We start from the raw sequence: 17,399 nt of genomic DNA, 5'->3' as shown, positions 1-17,399 counted from the left end.
TATGCACATCGCGATACTCGGCGGCACCGGTGACATCGGGCAGGGGCTCGCGCTCCGGCTCGCGGCCGACACGGCTCACGAGATCACGGTCGGCTCGCGGGAGGCGGAGAAGGCCGAGACGAAGGCTGAGGAGTACACGACGGAACTCGACAGCCGCGGGCTCGACGCCGCGGTCGGGGGAGCCGAGAACGCGGCGGCGGCCGCCGACGCCCGCGTGATCGTCCTCGCGGTGCCGCCGTACCACGTCGGTGACACCGTCGAGGCGGTCGCGGACGCTTTGGAGGTCGGGGACGTACTCGTCTCCCCCGCGACCGGCATGAAACGCGACGAGGAGGGGTTCCACTACCACAAGCCCGGTGCCGGCTCGGTGACGCGGATCGCTGCCGACGCCGCGCCCGACGGCGTCGCCGTCGTCGGCGCGTTCCACAACCTCGCGGCCGCGCGGCTCGCGAACCTCGATGCCGAGTTGGGGATCGACACGCTCGTGATCGGCGATGACGAGGACGCGAAACAGACGGTGGAAGATATCGCCGAGGGGATAGAGGGACTGCGCGCGCTCGATGCCGGCGGGATCGCCAACGCCCCTGAAATCGAGGGAATCACGCCGCTTTTGATCAACGTCGCATCGAACAACGACGGGCTCCACGACCTCGGCGTCCGGTTCGAGTGAGCATCTCGGCCACCTGATCGGTCGGATCGGCCGAGCGGTCCGGATCGAGAGCGTTCCTCTACGCGACGATCTCGTCGATCAGTTCGCGCGCGCTCCGGCGGACGGCGGCGTCGCTCTCGATCGACGGCTCCCAGCCGAGTTCGGCCAGCTTCTCGATCGAGAGGCGCATCCTCGGAACGTCGCCGGTCCAGCCGCGGTCGCCGCCGGTGTACGCGTACTCGGGATCGACGCCGAGTTCGTCGCTGACGATGTCGGCGATGTCCGTGACGGAGGTCGTCGTCCGTGTCCCGAGGTTGTAGATGTTGAGGTCGTCGTCCGCGTGCTCGACGACGAACTCGATCGCGTCGACGCATTCCGTGACGTGCATGTACGACTTCTCTTGGCGGCCGTCGCCGAGAATTTCCAGCTCCGTGGGGTCGGCGTCGAGCTTCTCGATGAAGTCGGGGATCACGTTCCCGCGCTGGCGCGGGCCGACGATGTTCGCGAAGCGGAACACCCACGACTGAATTCCGTACGAGTGCGCGTGCGTGGAGATGAGCGCCTCGTCGGCGAGCTTCGAGGAGCCGTAGATCGAGATCGGTTCGAGCGGGCCGTAGTCCTCGGGCGTCGGCCGCGGGGCCTCGCCGTAGACGGTCGACGAGGAGGTGAACGCGAATCGGTCGACGCCGACCTCGCGCATTCGATCCAAGACGGTGTACGTCATCTCGGTGTTTTCCTCGAAGAGCGTCCGGTCGTCGTCGTAGTTCGTATCCGTGTACGCGGCGAAGTGGAAGACGATATCGAGATCGGCGGTGACCGCGTCGGCGACGGCGTCCGGATCGGTCACGTCCGCTTCGACGAACTCCGCCCCCTCGGGGACTCGGTCGCGCGTCCCCTTCGAGAGGTCGTCTGCAACGCGGACGGTCGCGCCGCGGTCGAGCAGGCTGGCGGCGAGGTGGCTCCCGACGAGCCCCGCACCGCCCGTGACGAGCACGTGTGCGTCGGCCAGGTCCATATGCACTCCTGGTGCGGTGTCGGATAAGTACGTGTGGAATCGGAGCGTGAATCGTCTGTCGTGCTCCGTGATATTGTCTGTCGTGCTCCGTGATATCGTCTGTCGTGCGCTGTCAGTGCCCGATCGCTGCTGGTTGGGGAAACGACCTCCCTCGAAATCCTGTGCAGTATTGCCCCGCACAGCACCGCTCCGCGCCTCACGCCTCCCCAGCCTCGGTCGGGGGCGGCCGCGGCCCCGCACCGCGTCGCGGCCGCTCCCGACCTCCCTCGCGATCGGCTCGCGCCCGCAGGGCGCTCGCCGGTCGCGCCACCGCCTCGATCGTCGCAGTCGTCTCGGTCTGTCTCAGTTTGGCCGTTGCCGTTCGCGTTTGTCGGATGGCTCGCGAGCCCTCACAGCCCCTCTTCGCCGCCCTCCTGTGCGAGGATGACGAGCATCGACAGGCCGGAGATGACGAGCAGAATGAGCGTCGGGACGACGGCGTACTGGTACAGCGCGGTCTCCTGTGCCCGCCAGATCTGCGTCACGATCGTCTCGAACCCGGACGGTCGGAGCACGAGAGTGACGGGGAGCTCCTTCATCGTCGTGAGGAAGACGAGCGCGGCACCGGCGACGATCCCCGATCGCGTGAGCGGGAGCGTCACGCGCTTGAACGCCCCGCCCGGCGACTCCCCGAGGGTGCGTCCGGCCTCGACGAGCCGCTGGTCGACCTGCAATATCGCGGTCCGGTTCGACCCGACCGCCTGCGGCAGGAAGCGGACGACGTACGCGAACACCAGAAGCGGGAGCGTCTGGTAGATCCACGGCAGGTATCCCGAGCCGAAGTAGACCAACGCGAGCGCCAACACGATCCCCGGGACCGCGAAGCCGACGTACGTCGCCCGCTCGAAGACCGTCGCGAGCGGTGAGTCGTGGTTCGCAGCGAAGTATGCGATCGGAATTGCGGCGAGCGCGGCGGCGACGGCCGCGGCCGCGGAGACCGACACCGAGTTCAGCACTTGCACCGGCTCGAACGCCATCGACGGCCGACGGCCGGCCTCAGAGCGGACCAGCCACAGTCCGAGGATCCACAGCGGAACGAGCAGCGCGACCCCGGACACGCCGGCCGGCAGCAGCGTCGCCGGCCACCGCAGCCGCCCGAGCGATACCCGATCCGTCGTCTGACCCGCATCGTCACCGCTCCCCGACCGCTCGGAGCGGATCGCCCACTCCAGCGCGAGCACGACGAGCACGACGACGAGCAGTTGCATCGAAAGCAGCGCGGCGTAGTCGCTGCCGAAGGCGTTGTACTCGGCGTAGATCTGCTGGGTGAACACGGGCAGCCGCATGATGGAGGGAGTGCCGAAGTCGGAGACGGCGTACAGCGCCGCCAGCAGGGATCCGGCCGCGACCGCGGGCCGAATCGTCGGCAGCGTCACCCGCCGGAACGCCGCGATCCGGCCGTGGTTCAGCGTCCGCGCCGCCTCCAAGAGAGTCGTGTCGAACGACAGCAGGGCGGCGCGAGTCGTCAGGTAGACGTACGGGTACGTGTACAGCGTGATGACGAAAATCGAGCCGGAGAGGCCGTGTATCTCGGGGACCCGCTCGACGCCGAGCGGAGCGAGCACGTCGTGGAACTCGCCGCGCCGCCCGAACGCGGAGACGAACGAGAAGGCCCCGACGTAGCTCGGCACGACGAGCGGGAGGGCGGCCGCGACGGACCAGAACCGCCGAAACGGCAGGTCCGTCCGGACGGTGAGGTACGCGAGCGGCACGCCGATCGCGATCGAGAAGGCCGTGACGCCGCCCATCAACAGCAGGCTGTTGACGAGAATGTCAGCGGTGTTGGCGCTGAAGAGGAGGTCGAGCGCGCGCTCCCGCTCGACGGTCGTCGCCTCGATAACGAGCCACACAAGCGGAAAGACGAGCGTCGCGGCGATCGCCGCACAGATCAGGGTCAACCCGAGGGGCAACCGGCCGTCGCCGTCTGTCAGCCGATCGCGGATCCGGTGTCTCAAGCTCATTGTCCGGGAACGAATCGCTCGGTCTGAGTGAGAGCGCGCCCGCCGTTAGCAGTTCCGATTCCCACCGCGAGCGCGCTCCGACGGATATATTTGTTTAGGGGAACCTAAACTCTTTCATGGAACTGACGCGACGCGACGCGGCGGCCGCGCTGGCCGCAATCGGGGCGACGGGCGGCGTCGCGCTCGGCGTCCGTCGGGCCGGCGACGCTAGGGGCGATCGCGAGAGCGGCTCAGAATCCGGTGACGACGATCCTCCAACCGATGACCTCCCCGACGACGCGGCGGTTCGCGAGGCGATGCGGTCGGTCGCGGCCGTCGTCTATCCCGGAGGAGTGTCCGGAATCGACGGATTCGTCGACGGCTTCCTCGACGGTCGTCTCGACGGCTCGGCACACGACGAAGGAATCAGATCGGCGGTCGCGGACGTCGAGGCCGCGTCGCGGTCGTGGTACGACGCACCCCTCGTCGACCTCCCGGCCGCGGACCGCGAGGCGGTGCTCCGCGAACTCGGGGTGGACACGGCCGAGGAGAATCCTCACGGGACGACGGCAGAGCGCGTCCGGTACTACGTCGTCAACGAGCTCCTCTTGGCGCTGTACGCCTCGCCGACGGGCGGCGAACTGGTCGGAATCGAGAACCCGCAAGGGTACGCGGGCGGTGCCGCAAGCTACACGCGGGGGCCACCGTGAGCGGTGCCGAAAGCGTCGGTAAAGAGGGAGATGGCAGCGGATCAGCCGCGGGCGACGCCGTCGACCGGACTCCCGTCCCGGACGCGGACGTCTGCGTCGTCGGCGCGGGGCCGGCGGGCGCGCTCGTCGCCGATCGACTGGCGGCCGACCACGATGTCGTGGTGCTCGACGCCGGGCCGCGCTTCGACCCCGCGGACCGGCTGGCGCGACAGGAGCGGGCGATCCGGCCGTTCTACGACCGGCCGGACGTGTGGGACGTGGGCGGCGAGCGCGACGCTCACGAGAACGCCGGCGAGCGGTTTTACCCCCTGAACCACGCCCGCGTGAAGGGGATCGGGGGGTCGACGCTCCACTGGCAGGGGATGGTGATGCGCCTCCACGAGGACGACTTCAAGTCCGGTACTGCGCGGGGCGTCGGCCCCGACTGGCCGATCGACTACGCCGACCTGCGACCGTACTACGCCGAGGCGGAACGCGAACTCGGCGTCGCCGGCGGTAGCGGCATCGACAACCCCCACGCGCCGCCCCGGGAGGAACCGCACCCGATGCCCCCCTTCGAGCCCTCCTACAGCGACTCGCTTTTCGCCGACGCGTGTGAGGAGTTGGGGATCGACATGCACTCCGTGCCGAACGCGCGCAACTCTGAGCCCTACGACGACCGGTCGCCCTGCGTCGGCTACGGCACTTGCCAGCCCGTCTGTCCGTCGGGAGCCAAATACGACGCGACCGTCCACGTCGAGCGCGCGGAAGCGCGGGGCGCGACCGTGATCGACCGCGCGAGCGTCCAGCGGCTCGACCACAGCGACGACGATTCGGTGACTGCGGCCGTCTACGCGACGCCCGCCGGCGAGGAGCACCGACAGGAGGCCGACGCGTTCGTCGTCGCCGCCGGCGGCGTGGAGACGCCGAGACTCCTCCTTTCGTCCGCCTCGGACCGCTATCCCGACGGCCTCGCGAACGCGAGCGGTCACGTCGGCGAGTTCTTCATGGACCACCTGTTCGCCGGCGCGGGCGGGACGCTCGACGAGCCGACCAGACAGAACCACGTCGGCTTCTACACGAGCGCGTGCGACCAGTTCTACGACGAGGCCGACGCGACGCAGGCCCCGTTCAAGCTGGAGTTCTTCAACTACGCCGGTCCCTCGCCGGTCGAGATGGCGCTCTCGGGCGACGACTGGGGCGACCCGCTCGCAGAGCGGCTGCGCGACGGGTACGGCAATCACGTCGCGATGGGCGGCCTCGTCGAGCAGCTCCCGGACGCGGAGAGCCGCGTGACCCTCGCCGACGACCGCACCGACGATCACGGCAACCCGGTCCCGCAGATCGAGTGGACCGTCGGCGACCGCGCGCTCGACACGATCGAGCGGGCGAACGAGATCCAAGTCGAGATCTTAGAAGAGCTCGGCGCGGACGTGGAGTGGGTCGCCGGCCCGGACGCCACCGGTCCCGCCTACCATCACATGGGAACCACGCGGATGAGCGACGACCCCGATCGGGGCGTCGTCGACGCCGACTGTCTGACCCACGACCTGACGAACTGCTGGATCGCCTCCAGCTCCGTCTTCCCCACGAGCGGCGCGATGAATCCCACGCTCACCATCGCGGCGCTCGCGCTCCGCGTCGCCGACGACGTGGACGCGCGGCTCTCTGCCGCGTGACCGACGCAAGGATCGCGGTTGCGTGACGGCGCACCCCTCTATTTTAGGTAAACCTAAAAATTCAAGTACATGCGGCGTGAGGTGCGGATAATGAGCGACTCAGCGCACTCGACGAACGGTGCTGCAAGCGCCGTCGACCTTGAGACGACCGACGGGGACGAAGCCGACGCCGACGAACACGCCGACACCGACGCGGCGACCGACCGAGACGAGTCGACAATCGGACGAGACGACGCCGCGCCCGACCACGAGCCGTACACCTTCGACGACCTCAGCGTCGTGATGGGCACGTACAACGAGGAGGAAGCGATTGGCACGGTCCTCGACGACATCGACGAGGTCACCGACGGGAGAGCGGAGGTCGTCTGCGTCGACGGCTCCTCGGATCGGACACCGGAGATCGCCCGCGAGCACGGCGCGCGCGTCGTCGAACAGGAGCCGCAGGGGTACGGCGTGGCGGTCCGCGAGGCCATCCTCACGCCGGACCGCCCGGTGGTCGTCACGACCGACTGCGACGACACCTACCCGATGGAGGCGCTCCCCGAATTCCTCGCCGAGATCAACGACGGCGCGGACGTGGTGAGCGGCGACCGGCTCTACCACGGCGCGAAGGCGATGCCGGCGTTCAACCGCCTCGGCAACCACGCGTTCGCGGCGGTCGCCAGCCTCCTCATGGGCGAGCGCGTCCACGACACGACCACGGGCATGCGCGCGTATCGCCGCGAGATCGTCGAGGAGATCGGCTGGACGGAGAACACCGGCCTCTCAGCCGAACTCCTCATCCGCCCGCTGATGCGCGGCTACGACGTGCGCGAGCGCCCGATCGCCTACGCCGAGCGCCTCGGCGAGACGAAACTCGACCCGATCGGCGGCGGCGCGGCCATCGCGAAGTCGATCGTCACCGTTTGTCTCGAAGAGCAGCTCCGCCGGTTCTGACCGGCGCGACGCGCGGCCGTCGGACGGCGGTCCACGACTGTGGGCATCTCGGGCCGCCGCCGGCGATATTTTTCACATCGCGAGCGACGGCGACGGCTCCGTATACGCCTGCTCACCGCGGCCGGCGCGACCGGCGAGTGCCCAGCGGGCGCGAGCCGATCGCGAGGGAGGTCGGGGGCGGCCGCGACGCGGTGCGGGGCCGCGGCCGCCGCCGACCGAGGCTGGGGAGGTGTGAGGTGCGGGACCGTGCAGCCGGTGGTTCCTGTGGGACTTCGCACACGTTTACTATCTCGACGGGTGTTTCGTCACTATATCACAATAGACGGGGACTGGTCGCTACCCCTCGATACGCGACTCAGCCGTCGCCCGCCTCGGCGTCCGTCTCGAAGACGACCCACTCGGGATGCGTGTCGGGATCGTCCGGGAGGTAGGTCCCCTCGTTCCCGCAGTCGGTGACGAGCCGACAGGTCGAACGCTCCGGCGGCCAGACGGCCTCGACGCCGCCGCTCTCTCCGCCCCCGACGCTTCCTCCGTCGGTCGCGCGGACCGTCACCTCCTGTCGGTACGTGAACGTCGCGCCCGCGGGGTCGACGAGCGTCACCGTCACGGCGACTACGTCGCCCGCCGGATCGAACGGGACGGTGGCGTTCGGAGCCCCCGCGAGACGGATCCCGTCGGGCGTCACCGTCCAGTCGACCGCGAGCGATTCTTCGGGAGCCGCGACGGAGTACGAGGCGTACTCCGCTCCGCTCTCGCCCCCCTCGCCGCCCCGGCGCGGCTCCACTCGGATCCGCGCGCGCTCGACGCGCTCCGGGACGCCGACGGTTGTCTCGGCGTCGAGCGTCGGGCCAGATCGCCGGTCGAGTGACTCCAACTTCGGCGTGACGCGCGCGTCTGGGTCGGCGGTCCAGACACCGTGATATCCGTACCGGTACAGGGTCCGATCGGGGTACGCGTCGAGCACCGCGAAGTCCTCGACCGGGTCGCGGTCGAGCGCGTACACCACGTCGCCGTCGAGTCCGGGACCGTTCCGCAGGTACTGGAACGGGTGGTTCTGCCACTCGCCGTACGGGGTGGGTACGAACACCAGTCCGTCCTCGAACGTCGTCTCGTCGATAGGCGCGTACGCGGCCTCGTGTTTCGCGTCGACGGCGGCGTTCCGCTCGATCGGCCCGGACGCGGCGTCCGCGGCGGCGACCCCCGCGACGACGACCGCGCTCGCGACGACGACCGCGAGCGCGACGCGCGTGACCGCGGGCGAAATCCCCCGGCTGGCGAGTCGCTCGCGAACCAGTCCGAGCGCGTGCCACCCGGCGACGATGCCGAGGCCGCCGAACACCGACAGCGGCACCAGGAGATCGAAGTGGTAGAACGGGCCGAACAGCGACGCGAGCCCGTCGGTCGGGTCCGAGAGGTCGGCGAGCGCGTTGTGCGTCCCCCAGAAGAACAGGTTGCCGACGACGACCGAGACCGCGACTCCGCCGAGGAGTACCCTCGAAGTCCGCCGGAATCCGGCCCACTCGGGGCGATCCACGTCTGCGATCGGCGCGATCGGGTGCTCGCTTGCCCGCTCATTCGCGCGCCAACTCCAGACCGCGACCACGCCGCCGACCGCGGCCAGCACGGTCCCGATCGGCCCGGCAACGAACCACCGAGTCGCGATCTCGGCGAGTGCGTACCGGTTCGACTCCAGCGCCAGTCCGAGCGTGTACTCGACCGCGTGGCCGAGGATCCGCCGCTCGCCGAACCCCGGGCCGTCCATCGGGGCGAACGCCTGGTAGGGGAACACGAGCGGTGACCCCGTCATCCGGACATTGTACGCGAGCGTGAGCCCGACGAAGCAGGTGCCGAAAAACGCAGTCAGACCGTGTCTGCGGACGGGATCGGGAATGGGTGTGAGACCCTCTGCGGTGACCGCCGTCCCGATCCGCCATAGTGCGTGACAGATGAACGGGGCGGCGAACAGCACCGCGGTGAACGGGCGCGCGAAGAAGGCGAGCCCGATCGCGACGCCCGCGATTCCCGCCGCCGCGAGTAACCGGTCTCGGACGCTCCGGAGGTACGCGACCGCGAAGATCAGGTTGAAGAAGGTCGTCGGCGCGTATGGGAGAAACGTCGCGCTCGTCGCGATCGCCATCGGCGACGCGGCGAAGAGGACTGACGCGGCGAGACCGGCCCGCCGACCGACTGCGAGCGATCCGAGCAGGTACACGAGCGCGGCGTTGCCGGCGGCGACCACCGCGAGCGTCACGCGCGGCTCGCCGAACAGGCCCATCGAGACTGCGAACATCGCCGCAGGGACGGGGGTGTACTTCGGGTACAGGCGGCCACCGTCCTCGACGAAGAACCATGGGTGGAACGCGTCTGCGAGCGCCCCGGCGTGGAACTCCAGTTGTCCGCTCAAAAGTAGCGCGGCCTGCGTGAGGTAAACCCCCTCGTCGTGGTTCGCGGAGTGGTGTGAGAAGATGGTGGCGGCGACCGAGAACGTCAGGACGCCCGCCGCGATCGAGACGAGCGCCGCGGCCACGGTGATCCGGTCGGCGCGGGCGAGTCGCTCTTGGAGTCGAGTCGCGATCCGTTGCGGACGGAGACGGGTAAAAAGCGCGGACACGGGGAGTAAAACGACCGATCAGATCTGGACGCCGGCCTCGCGCATGAGGTCGATCGTCGGTTCAAGGTTCGACAGCTCCGCGAGATCGATGTCCGGCACGTCGAGTTCGTCGATCGTCGGGAGTTCGCCGATGGGCTCCACCTCGGGGATGAGCGGGTACTCGAACGTCGACCGTGCGAAGTAGTCCTGCGCCTCCGACGACAGCAGGTGGCGGACGAAGTTCGCGGCGAGGTCGGCGTCGGTTGCGGTGTCGACGACCGCAGCGCCGGCCACGTTGAACATCGCGCCAGCGTCGCCTTGGGTGAACGCGGTGGCGATCGGGGCCTCGGGGTTGCCGTCGAGGACGCGCTGGATGTAGTAGTGGTTCGTGAACGCCGCGTCGATCGTCCCGTCTGCGATCTCCTGACAGGTGCGGAACTCGTCGGGGTACGCCGTGGCACCAGACTCAACCATCGCTTCGAGCCACTCGCGGGTGGCCTCCTCGCCCTCCGTCAGCCGCATCGCGGTCACGAACGCCTGACAGGAGCCGTACGAGGGTGCCCAGCCGAGGTTGCCTGAGAACTCCTCGGGGTACGCCATGATGTCGTTCGGCAGGTCGTTCTCGCTGAATTCGTCGGTGTTGTACGGGACGGTTCGGGCGCGTCCGGAGGTGCCGATCCACTGGTCGGTGCGGAACTCCGCGCGGACCAACTCGGCGATGTCGTCCGGAAGCGCCTGCGTGCGTCCCGCGTCGGCGAGCGCGCCGAGCGCGCCGGCGTTGACCGAGTAGAAGACGTCCGCCGGCGATCCGTCGCCCTCGTTCGAGATCTGGTTCACGAGGTCCGTCGAGCCGGCGTACCGGACCGTCAGATCGAGTTCGTCGTATAGATCGTCGATATAGCTCACGAGTTCGCCGACGAGGAACTCGCCGCGTCCGGAGTAGACGGTGAGTTCACCCTCCAGCGCGGGCATCTCCGCCATCGGTGTCCCACCGGGAGCGTCCCGTCCCTCGCGACCCGAGCCGATCTGGCCGATCGACGACTCCGCGTCGCTGCCGTCCCCGCCGTCACCGCCGTCGCTTCCGTCTTCGCCGTCCTCGCCGCCGCCCGTACAGCCGGCGATCCCGACGGTGCCGACCGCGCCCGCCGCCGCGAGGAACCGCCGCCGTCGAACGTCGCGCGCGTCACGTCTATCGGATTCGTGTTGCGTCATGTGTTTTAGGCAAACCTAAATTAACTTAGTCGTGTCGATTCAATCGTCCGCGAGCGCCCGCGTTCGGTTGAGCGCGTCGAGGCAGTCGAGCCAGTCGCGCATGTACTCGCCGCAGTGGTTGAGGAACGCACCGTTGTTCCACTCGGAGAAGTCGCCCTCCGCGAGCGCGTCGGCCATCGCCGCGAACGCCGCCTCGAAGGAGTCCGCGTCGTCTGCTACGACGTCCTCAGACGGCTCCGCCGTCTGAGTGGCCCGTGGAACCTCCGGTTCCACGCTGTCGAGCACCTCCCAGACGTGTTCGTTCAGCTCCAGCCCCGCCACCTCGTTCGCGAGGTCGTCGAACGTCGAGCGGGCGGCCTTGTTGTGCTCGCACAACGGGCCGCCGTTGTACACCCGCTTACCCAGCACGTCGGCGGCGCGCTTGAGAAACAACCCCGACCAGATGTCGTCGAACCGGCCGACCTCCCACTCGTTGTCGTCCATCGGCAGCTGGTAGAACGCGGGGATTACCTCGCGGCGGAACGCGAGGTTCATCGAGCACACCGTGAGGTAGTTGCCGCGGGCGGCGACGAAGTCCTCGCCGAAATCATCGGCGGTCGTCCGCGTCTGCGCTTGCCCCTCCAAGTCGCCGTCCATCAGGATGCGAACCGCATCGAGGTCGGGCACGTTCGTCCACAGTCCCTGCGAGGCGACGACCTCGCCGGACTCGATCTCGACCGTGTCGGTCTCGACCGTCTCGTCCATCGCAGAGTAGGGATATCCGCGCGGGTAGAGGCCGTGGTCGTCGGCGTTCTGGTAGAGGACGTTCACCCAACTCTCGTCGGAGCGGACGCGCTCGACCGAACCCCCGAACGCGAGGTTCTCCATGTGGCGTCCGAAGTAGTCGGTGTCGTCGTGCGGAAGCGTGTCGTCGTCGATGAAGACTCCGTACTCGAACCGCGGGTTCGCCCACATGTAGAGGAGTCCGAAGCTCGTCTCGGCATGGCTGGCCGCCGGCACGACATGACTGTATTCCGCGACGCCGTTGTCCTCGTACCACTCCTCGCGGTCCGTCCCGTCGAAGACTTCGCCCGAGACGCCCAAATCGTCGAGCATCGACCGCATCTCCGCCACGTCACAGAAGTCCTCGGTGACGAGCACGAAGTGCAGCCGCGAGACATCGAACCCGTGTTCGCGGGCGTTCGCGACATACTCACGGAGACACTCGTATTCGCGGATCGTCGGCACGATGACACAGATATCGACTTCGTCACGTCGTGAGCGGCGTTCGTCCATACGATCTACTTTTTAGGCATACCTAAAAATCTGCTGATTCGGCGTGTTCGTCGGCCGTGTCGGTGTTCGCCGGCGCTTCGTCGGCCGAGCGGGCCGGCGAGACGTTGAGCACGGTCGCCGCCGCGGCACCGCCGGCGAGCGTGACGGCGTTTTTCAGCGCGTGATCGAGGACGGCCGCGGCGATCGCCGTCTCGACCGGGATCGCGGTCGTCCCCACAACCAGTCCGGTGAAGGCGGCCTCGTACAGCCCAACGCCGCCCTGCGACAGCGGCAGCACCTTCGCGAGGTTGCCCGCGCTGACCGCGAGCGTGCCGACGGCGAGCAGGACCGGGAGCGCGACGAGGCCGCCGTCGAATCCGCCGAGGAGAGCGGCCAACACGAGGACGGCGGTCGCCACGTCGATCTCCCACACGAGGAGACTCCACCCGAACACCGTCGCGAGGCGGCGCGGCCGGGCGGCGACCACCCTGACTGCCGCGCCGAACCGGATCGCGGCGTCGACCGGCCGAGCCAGCCGCGTCTCAGCGGTCCGGTTGCGGAGCGCGGGACCGAACTGCCGATCGCTTCGGGCGACCGCGACCGTCGCGCCGGCGAGCACGACGGCCACGGCGGCGAGCCCAGCGGCGGCGGCAAGCGGTGTCACGCCACCGGTCGTGTCGACCGACCGATCACCCGTGGCCAGCGCCGCGAGCGCGAGCGCGCCGAGCGTCGCGATCGCCACGAGGTCGAAGGCGCGCTCGACCGCCAGCGAGGCCGCGCCGGTCGGATACGGAACGTCGCGCCTGCGCTTCAGGAGGTACGCGCGAACCCCGTCGCCTGCCCGCGCCGGGACGATCAGGTTCGCGGTCTGACTCGCGAACACGGCAGCCGTGAGGAAACCCGTCCGCAGCCGCGAGCCCATCGCCGCGAGCACGTCGCCGTAGCGTCGCCCTCGGAGCGGCCACGAGAGCGCGTACGCGACGAGCGCGACGCCGAGAAGCGTCGGGTCCGCCGCGGCGGCGACGTCGACAATCATGCCCACGTCGACGTACCGAACGGTGAGCCACCCGCCGACGGCGAGCACGAGACCCGTCCCGACCAGCGTGAGTCGACCGCGGGTGAGGCGATCGCGGAGCCGAGCGGCGTCGGGCCGGTTCGTCATACAATTGTTTAGGGCGGCCTAAATCATATAACGCTGGCGGTTCCCTCGCTCCGCGTTCGTGAGACTGACAGACGGGATCCGATCGCCCCGTCTGCGTTAAGTCCGGCCGGCCCGAACAACCACGTGATGCGCGCGACGCTCGAAACCCTCGCGATCGTGGTTCTCGTCGGTCTCATTCAGGTCGCCCTCCGAACCGTCGGGATCGTCGGCGCGCTCGCGCTGTCGACGCCGCTCGCCGCTGCGCCGTGGACGCTCGCCACCAGCGTGTACGCGCACGGGTCGATCAGTCACCTGATCGCGAACGGAATCGCCCTCCTGCTCGTCGGCCCGCTCGTCGAGCGTCGAACGACGCGCCCCCGGTTCCACGCCTTTGTGGTCGGAACCGGCGCGCTCGCCGGGACCGCACAGGTGACGCTCGGCGATCTTCTCGGTCCGGCTCCGGCGGTGATAGGCCTGAGCGGTGCCGTCTTCGCGCTCGGCGGCTACCTCCTCGCGGGCAATGTCGTGAGCGCGACGTTGTTCGATCGGCTCCGTCTTTCGGCGCGCACGCAACTCGTCCTGTTCTGCGTCCTCGCGCTCGTGGTCACGCTGGCGACCGCTGCACCCGGCGTCGCGCTTTTCGCCCACGCCGCCGGCGCGTTCTGCGGCCTCGTCGCCGGTCGGCTCGGACTGTTAGACGTGCGATGAGCCGCGTTGGACAGCAATCAACGCCGTCGCTACCGGTGGTAACAAAAACGGAGAGAGCGGAAATACGCCCTAGCGCTTAGTCTTCGAGAACGATCTCGATGCTGACGTCGTTGGGCACTTGGACGCGCATGAGCTGGCGGAGCGCGCGTTCGTCGGCGTCGATGTCGATCAGACGCTTGTGGACGCGCATCTCCCAGTGCTCCCACGTCGCCGTCCCCTCACCGTCCGGGGACTTTCGCGACGGGATCTCGAGCGTCTTCGTCGGCAGCGGGATCGGGCCCGACAGGGCGACCCCCGTCGAGTCCGCGATCTCGCGGACGTCGTCGCAGATGTCGTCGAGGTCCTCGGGGCTCGTGCCGGCGAGGCGGACGCGTGCCTGCTGCATCGATTATCGCTCGTTGACTTCGAGCACCTTCCCGGCCGCGATGGTCTGACCCATGTCGCGGATGGCGAAGCTGCCGAGTTCCGGAATCTCGCCGGAGGGCTCGATGCTGAGAGGCTTTTGCGGGCGCACGGTGACGACCGCGGCGTCGCCGGACTTGATGAAGTCCGGGTTCTCCTCGGCGACCTCACCGGACGAGGGATCGATCTTCTGATCGATGGACTCGATCGTACAGGCGACCTGCGCCGTGTGGGCGTGGAAGACCGGAGTGTAGCCGGCGGTGATGACCGACGGGTGCTGCATCACGACGATCTGCGCCTGGAACGTCTCGGCGACGCTCGGCGGGTCGTCGGCGGGACCACACACGTCGCCGCGACGGATGTCGTCCTTGCCGATGCCGCGGACGTTGAACCCGACGTTGTCGCCGGGTTCGGCCTTGGGCACTTCCTCGTGGTGCATCTCGACCGTCTTCACCTCGCCGCCCACGTCAGACGGCTGGAAGGAGACGTTGTCGCCGGTGTTGAGGATGCCGGTCTCGACGCGTCCCACGGGGACGGTTCCGATACCGGAGATCGTATAGACGTCCTGAATCGGGAGCCGGAGCGGTGCGTCCGTCGGTGGCTCCGTCTCGGGCAGCTCGTTGAGCGCGTCAAGCAGGGTCGGCCCGTCGTACCAAGGCGTGTTCTCGGAGGCCTCGGCGACGTTGTCGCCGTCGAACGCGGAGATCGGAATGAACTTCGCGTTGTCCGTCTGGAAGCGGACCTGATTGAGGAGCTCTTTGACCTCCTCGACGACCTGGTTGAAATCGGACTCGTCGTGGTCGACGAGGTCCATCTTGTTGACGGCGATGATGAGCTCGTTGATACCCAGCGTGCGGGCCAGGAACACGTGCTCTCGGGTCTGGGGCGCGACACCGTCGTCGGCCGCGACGACGAGTACCGCGTTGTCGGCCTGCGAGGCACCCGTGATCATGTTCTTCACGAAGTCACGGTGGCCCGGACAGTCGACGATGGTGAAGTAGTACTCGTCGGTGTCGAACTCCTGGTGGGCGATGTCGATCGTGACGCCACGCTCGCGCTCCTCGGCGAGGTTGTCCATCACGTAGGCGAACTCGAAGCCGCCCTTGCCCTTCTCTTCGGCTTCCTCGCGGTGCTGCTCGATTACGTGCTCGGGGACGCTCCCCGTCTCGAAGAGGAGGCGACCCACGAGCGTACTCTTGCCGTGGTCGACGTGGCCGATGATGGCCAAGTTCTGGTGCGGTTTGTCACTCATGGGGTAATCACGCGCTAAGGCGCTCTGTGAGTAAGTTTCGGTTGATTCCACTAAAACGGTTTCGATACGTACCACAGACAATCTCGACGCTGTCGGGCGATTCTAGACAACGCGGCACACGGCAGACCGACACACGGACCGTTCGTCGCAGCGGACGCTCCCGTCGACCTCGCGGATTCGCTGCCGACCGTTGCGTGCGCGAGTCTGTCCGACTCGAGCCCGTCCGCTATTCCAGCCGCCCGACGTCTCCCAAGACGGCGCTCGCGGTCTCGGGACCGCCCGCCCCACGCCCGGAGATGTTGAGCCGGCCGGCGTGGCTCGTCTCGATCTGGACGATGTTCTGGGTTCCGGAGACCGCGAGCGTGCCGTTCTCCGGGACGAGCCGCGGCGCGACGCGAACGAGCTCGCCGGTCGCCTCGCCGATCAGTCGCACGGTCTGTCCGTCCTCGGCGGCGAGCCGAAGCGCGGAGCCGGGCACGTCGCGGATCCCTTCGACCTCGGCGTCGTCGAGGGTGAACTCCCGGGCGTCGGCGGGGTCGTCGGCCGCGCCAAAGGAGAGCACGTTCGCGAGGATGACGCACTTGAGCGCCGCATCCGTTCCGTCCACGTCAAACGCGGGGTCCGCCTCGGCGACGCCCAAGTCTTGGGCCTCAGCGAGCACGTGCTCGTAGTCGAGCCCCTCCGCAGCCATGCGCGTGAGAATGAAGTTCGCGGTCCCGTTGAGCACGCCCCGCACGGCGGTGACGTGACTCGGTTCGATGTCCTCGACAGTCGACACTGCCGGGATCGCACCGCCGACGGTGGCCTCAAACCGAACCTCGCCTTCGCTGTCGGCGACGGCTGCCCGCAGGTCGTCGAACCGCTCCGCGACCGGTCCCTTGTTCGCGAGCACGGCGTGCCGGTCGCGTTCGAGAGCGGTCGTCACGTGTGAAAATCCCGGCTCGGCGTCTCCGAGCGTCGTCGGCGTCGCCTCCACCAGCGCGTCGTAGTCGGCGGCGAGCGCGTCCGCGGGGTCGGCGTCGCCGACGATCCCCCGTTCTGCCTTGCGGGCCACCACCGCGTCGGCGTCGACGCCGGGATCGCGGTCACCGGTTCCGTCGGCGACGACCGCGCTCGACGAGTCCGCGACGGCGACGACCTCGTGTCCGTACTCGTCTGCGAGATCGACGACGGAGCGCCCGACCGCGCCCGCGCCGACGACGGCGAGTCTCACGCCTCCACCCCCGCGAGCGGCTCGACCAGCCGCAGTTCCTTCCCCTCGGCCACGTCCCGCACCGCCGCGAGCGCCGTCTCCGTCTCGCCGGCGCGCGCCTCGACTCGCAGTCGGGCGCTCGACGACTCTTCTGTTCCCTGTGGGGCCGCCAGCGACACGTCGGCGACAGACGCCGACTCGCAGGCCTCGATCTGTGAGAGTGTGTCGGAGAGGTCGGTGTCGATGAGATGGCCGAACAAAAGCAGCGTCACCTCCTCCGCGTACCGCTCCGTCCCCGCTTGCATCACGTTCACACCCTCAGATCGGAGTGCGTCGACGATCCCGTCGAACCGTTCCTGTGTCGCTTCGAAGTCGACTTCGACCGGAATCCGTCCCCGCGGCGTCTTGTTCCCCCGCTCGTGGTAGATCGAGAGGAGGTTTCCCCCGTTGTCAGCGATCGGGTAGAGTGCGGCGAGCAGCTGGCCGGGCTCGTCGGAGAGTTCGAGCCGGACCGTGTGTGTCGACGGCGTCGTGGCAGCGTGCCCGCCATCGGCCTCGGGTGCGTCGCCCTCTGCGAGCTCTCCGTCACGGTGATCGCTCACGCGACCACCTCCGCGACGGTCGTCGCGGGAGCGGTGCGCCGAGCGAGAGTCGTACCGTTCTGCATATCTCAACGGAGTCGGATGACTCGGTATAAGCCT

At 68.6% G+C, this 17,399-nt stretch carries 15 protein-coding genes; 5 read left to right on the top strand and 10 right to left on the bottom strand.

The window, feature by feature from the left end:
* The first annotated feature begins 1 nt into the window (after position 1).
* Complete coding sequence (npdG, locus tag NO887_RS02610; RefSeq protein ID WP_256416945.1) at positions 2-670, top strand: NADPH-dependent F420 reductase; 669 nt, start codon at positions 2-4, stop codon at positions 668-670.
* Positions 671-728: 58 nt separating this feature from the next.
* On the opposite strand, the gene NO887_RS02605 is transcribed toward npdG, so the two are convergent.
* Together NO887_RS02605 and NO887_RS02600 are read right to left on the bottom strand one after the other, a co-directional pair.
* Positions 729-1,664, bottom strand: coding sequence for an NAD-dependent epimerase/dehydratase family protein (locus NO887_RS02605; RefSeq protein ID WP_256416944.1), 936 nt, complete (start codon positions 1,662-1,664; stop codon positions 729-731).
* Positions 1,665-2,053: 389 nt separating this feature from the next.
* Positions 2,054-3,664: an ABC transporter permease gene (locus NO887_RS02600; protein WP_256416943.1), complete on the bottom strand. Its 1,611-nt coding sequence runs from the start codon at positions 3,662-3,664 to the stop codon at positions 2,054-2,056.
* Positions 3,665-3,780: 116 nt separating this feature from the next.
* On the opposite strand from NO887_RS02600, the gene NO887_RS02595 reads away from it, so the two are divergent.
* From NO887_RS02595 to NO887_RS02585, 3 genes are all read left to right on the top strand, one after another.
* Positions 3,781-4,353, top strand: a complete 573-nt coding sequence (locus tag NO887_RS02595; RefSeq protein WP_256416942.1) for a gluconate 2-dehydrogenase subunit 3 family protein — start codon at positions 3,781-3,783, stop codon at positions 4,351-4,353.
* On the top strand, positions 4,350-6,011 hold the full coding sequence (locus NO887_RS02590) for a GMC family oxidoreductase (protein ID WP_256416941.1): 1,662 nt from the start codon (positions 4,350-4,352) through the stop codon (positions 6,009-6,011). Before NO887_RS02595 ends, NO887_RS02590 begins: the two co-directional genes overlap by 4 nt.
* A gap of 282 nt (positions 6,012-6,293) precedes the next feature.
* Positions 6,294-6,947 carry a dolichyl-phosphate hexose transferase gene (locus tag NO887_RS02585; RefSeq protein WP_379812112.1) on the top strand — a complete coding sequence of 218 codons (654 nt, stop codon included), beginning with the start codon at positions 6,294-6,296 and terminating at the stop codon, positions 6,945-6,947.
* Between the two features lie 355 nt (positions 6,948-7,302).
* On the opposite strand, the gene NO887_RS02580 is transcribed toward NO887_RS02585, so the two are convergent.
* From NO887_RS02580 to NO887_RS02565, 4 genes are all read right to left on the bottom strand, one after another.
* The gene (locus tag NO887_RS02580) at positions 7,303-9,480 is read right to left on the bottom strand and encodes an ArnT family glycosyltransferase (RefSeq protein ID WP_256417021.1); all 2,178 of its coding nucleotides are present in this window, start codon (positions 9,478-9,480) and stop codon (positions 7,303-7,305) included.
* 96 nt (positions 9,481-9,576) lie between these two features.
* Complete coding sequence (locus tag NO887_RS02575) at positions 9,577-10,749, bottom strand: extracellular solute-binding protein (protein ID WP_256416939.1); 1,173 nt, start codon at positions 10,747-10,749, stop codon at positions 9,577-9,579.
* Positions 10,750-10,788: 39 nt separating this feature from the next.
* The gene (locus NO887_RS02570; RefSeq protein WP_256416938.1) at positions 10,789-12,024 is read right to left on the bottom strand and encodes an alpha-1 4-glucan-protein synthase; all 1,236 of its coding nucleotides are present in this window, start codon (positions 12,022-12,024) and stop codon (positions 10,789-10,791) included.
* Positions 12,025-12,046: 22 nt separating this feature from the next.
* Positions 12,047-13,165, bottom strand: a complete 1,119-nt coding sequence (locus tag NO887_RS02565; RefSeq protein WP_256416937.1) for a lysylphosphatidylglycerol synthase transmembrane domain-containing protein — start codon at positions 13,163-13,165, stop codon at positions 12,047-12,049.
* A gap of 126 nt (positions 13,166-13,291) precedes the next feature.
* Here NO887_RS02565 and NO887_RS02560 point away from each other — a divergent pair, with 126 nt between their 5' ends.
* Positions 13,292-13,852, top strand: coding sequence for a rhomboid family intramembrane serine protease (locus NO887_RS02560; protein ID WP_256416936.1), 561 nt, complete (start codon positions 13,292-13,294; stop codon positions 13,850-13,852).
* Between the two features lie 76 nt (positions 13,853-13,928).
* Here the strand turns inward: NO887_RS02560 and rpsJ are convergent, their stop codons facing one another.
* From rpsJ to NO887_RS02540, 4 genes are all read right to left on the bottom strand, one after another.
* A complete protein-coding gene (gene rpsJ, locus NO887_RS02555; RefSeq protein ID WP_004048854.1) occupies positions 13,929-14,237 on the bottom strand; it encodes a 30S ribosomal protein S10 in 309 nt (102 codons plus the stop codon).
* A 3-nt stretch (positions 14,238-14,240) separates the two neighbouring features.
* Positions 14,241-15,506 (bottom strand): translation elongation factor EF-1 subunit alpha, encoded by a 1,266-nt coding sequence (gene tuf, locus NO887_RS02550; RefSeq protein WP_256416935.1) that lies wholly within the window; start codon positions 15,504-15,506, stop codon positions 14,241-14,243.
* A 226-nt stretch (positions 15,507-15,732) separates the two neighbouring features.
* Positions 15,733-16,719 (bottom strand): homoserine dehydrogenase, encoded by a 987-nt coding sequence (locus NO887_RS02545; protein WP_256416934.1) that lies wholly within the window; start codon positions 16,717-16,719, stop codon positions 15,733-15,735.
* On the bottom strand, positions 16,716-17,300 hold the full coding sequence (locus NO887_RS02540; RefSeq protein WP_256416933.1) for an amino acid-binding protein: 585 nt from the start codon (positions 17,298-17,300) through the stop codon (positions 16,716-16,718). The genes NO887_RS02545 and NO887_RS02540 overlap by 4 nt, the downstream gene beginning before the upstream one ends.
* Positions 17,301-17,399 lie beyond the last annotated feature (99 nt).

The organism is Halorubrum laminariae (genome assembly GCF_024494655.1).
Classification (GTDB): domain Archaea; phylum Halobacteriota; class Halobacteria; order Halobacteriales; family Haloferacaceae; genus Halorubrum; species Halorubrum laminariae.
This window is presented reverse-complemented; position numbering and strand designations above follow the sequence as displayed.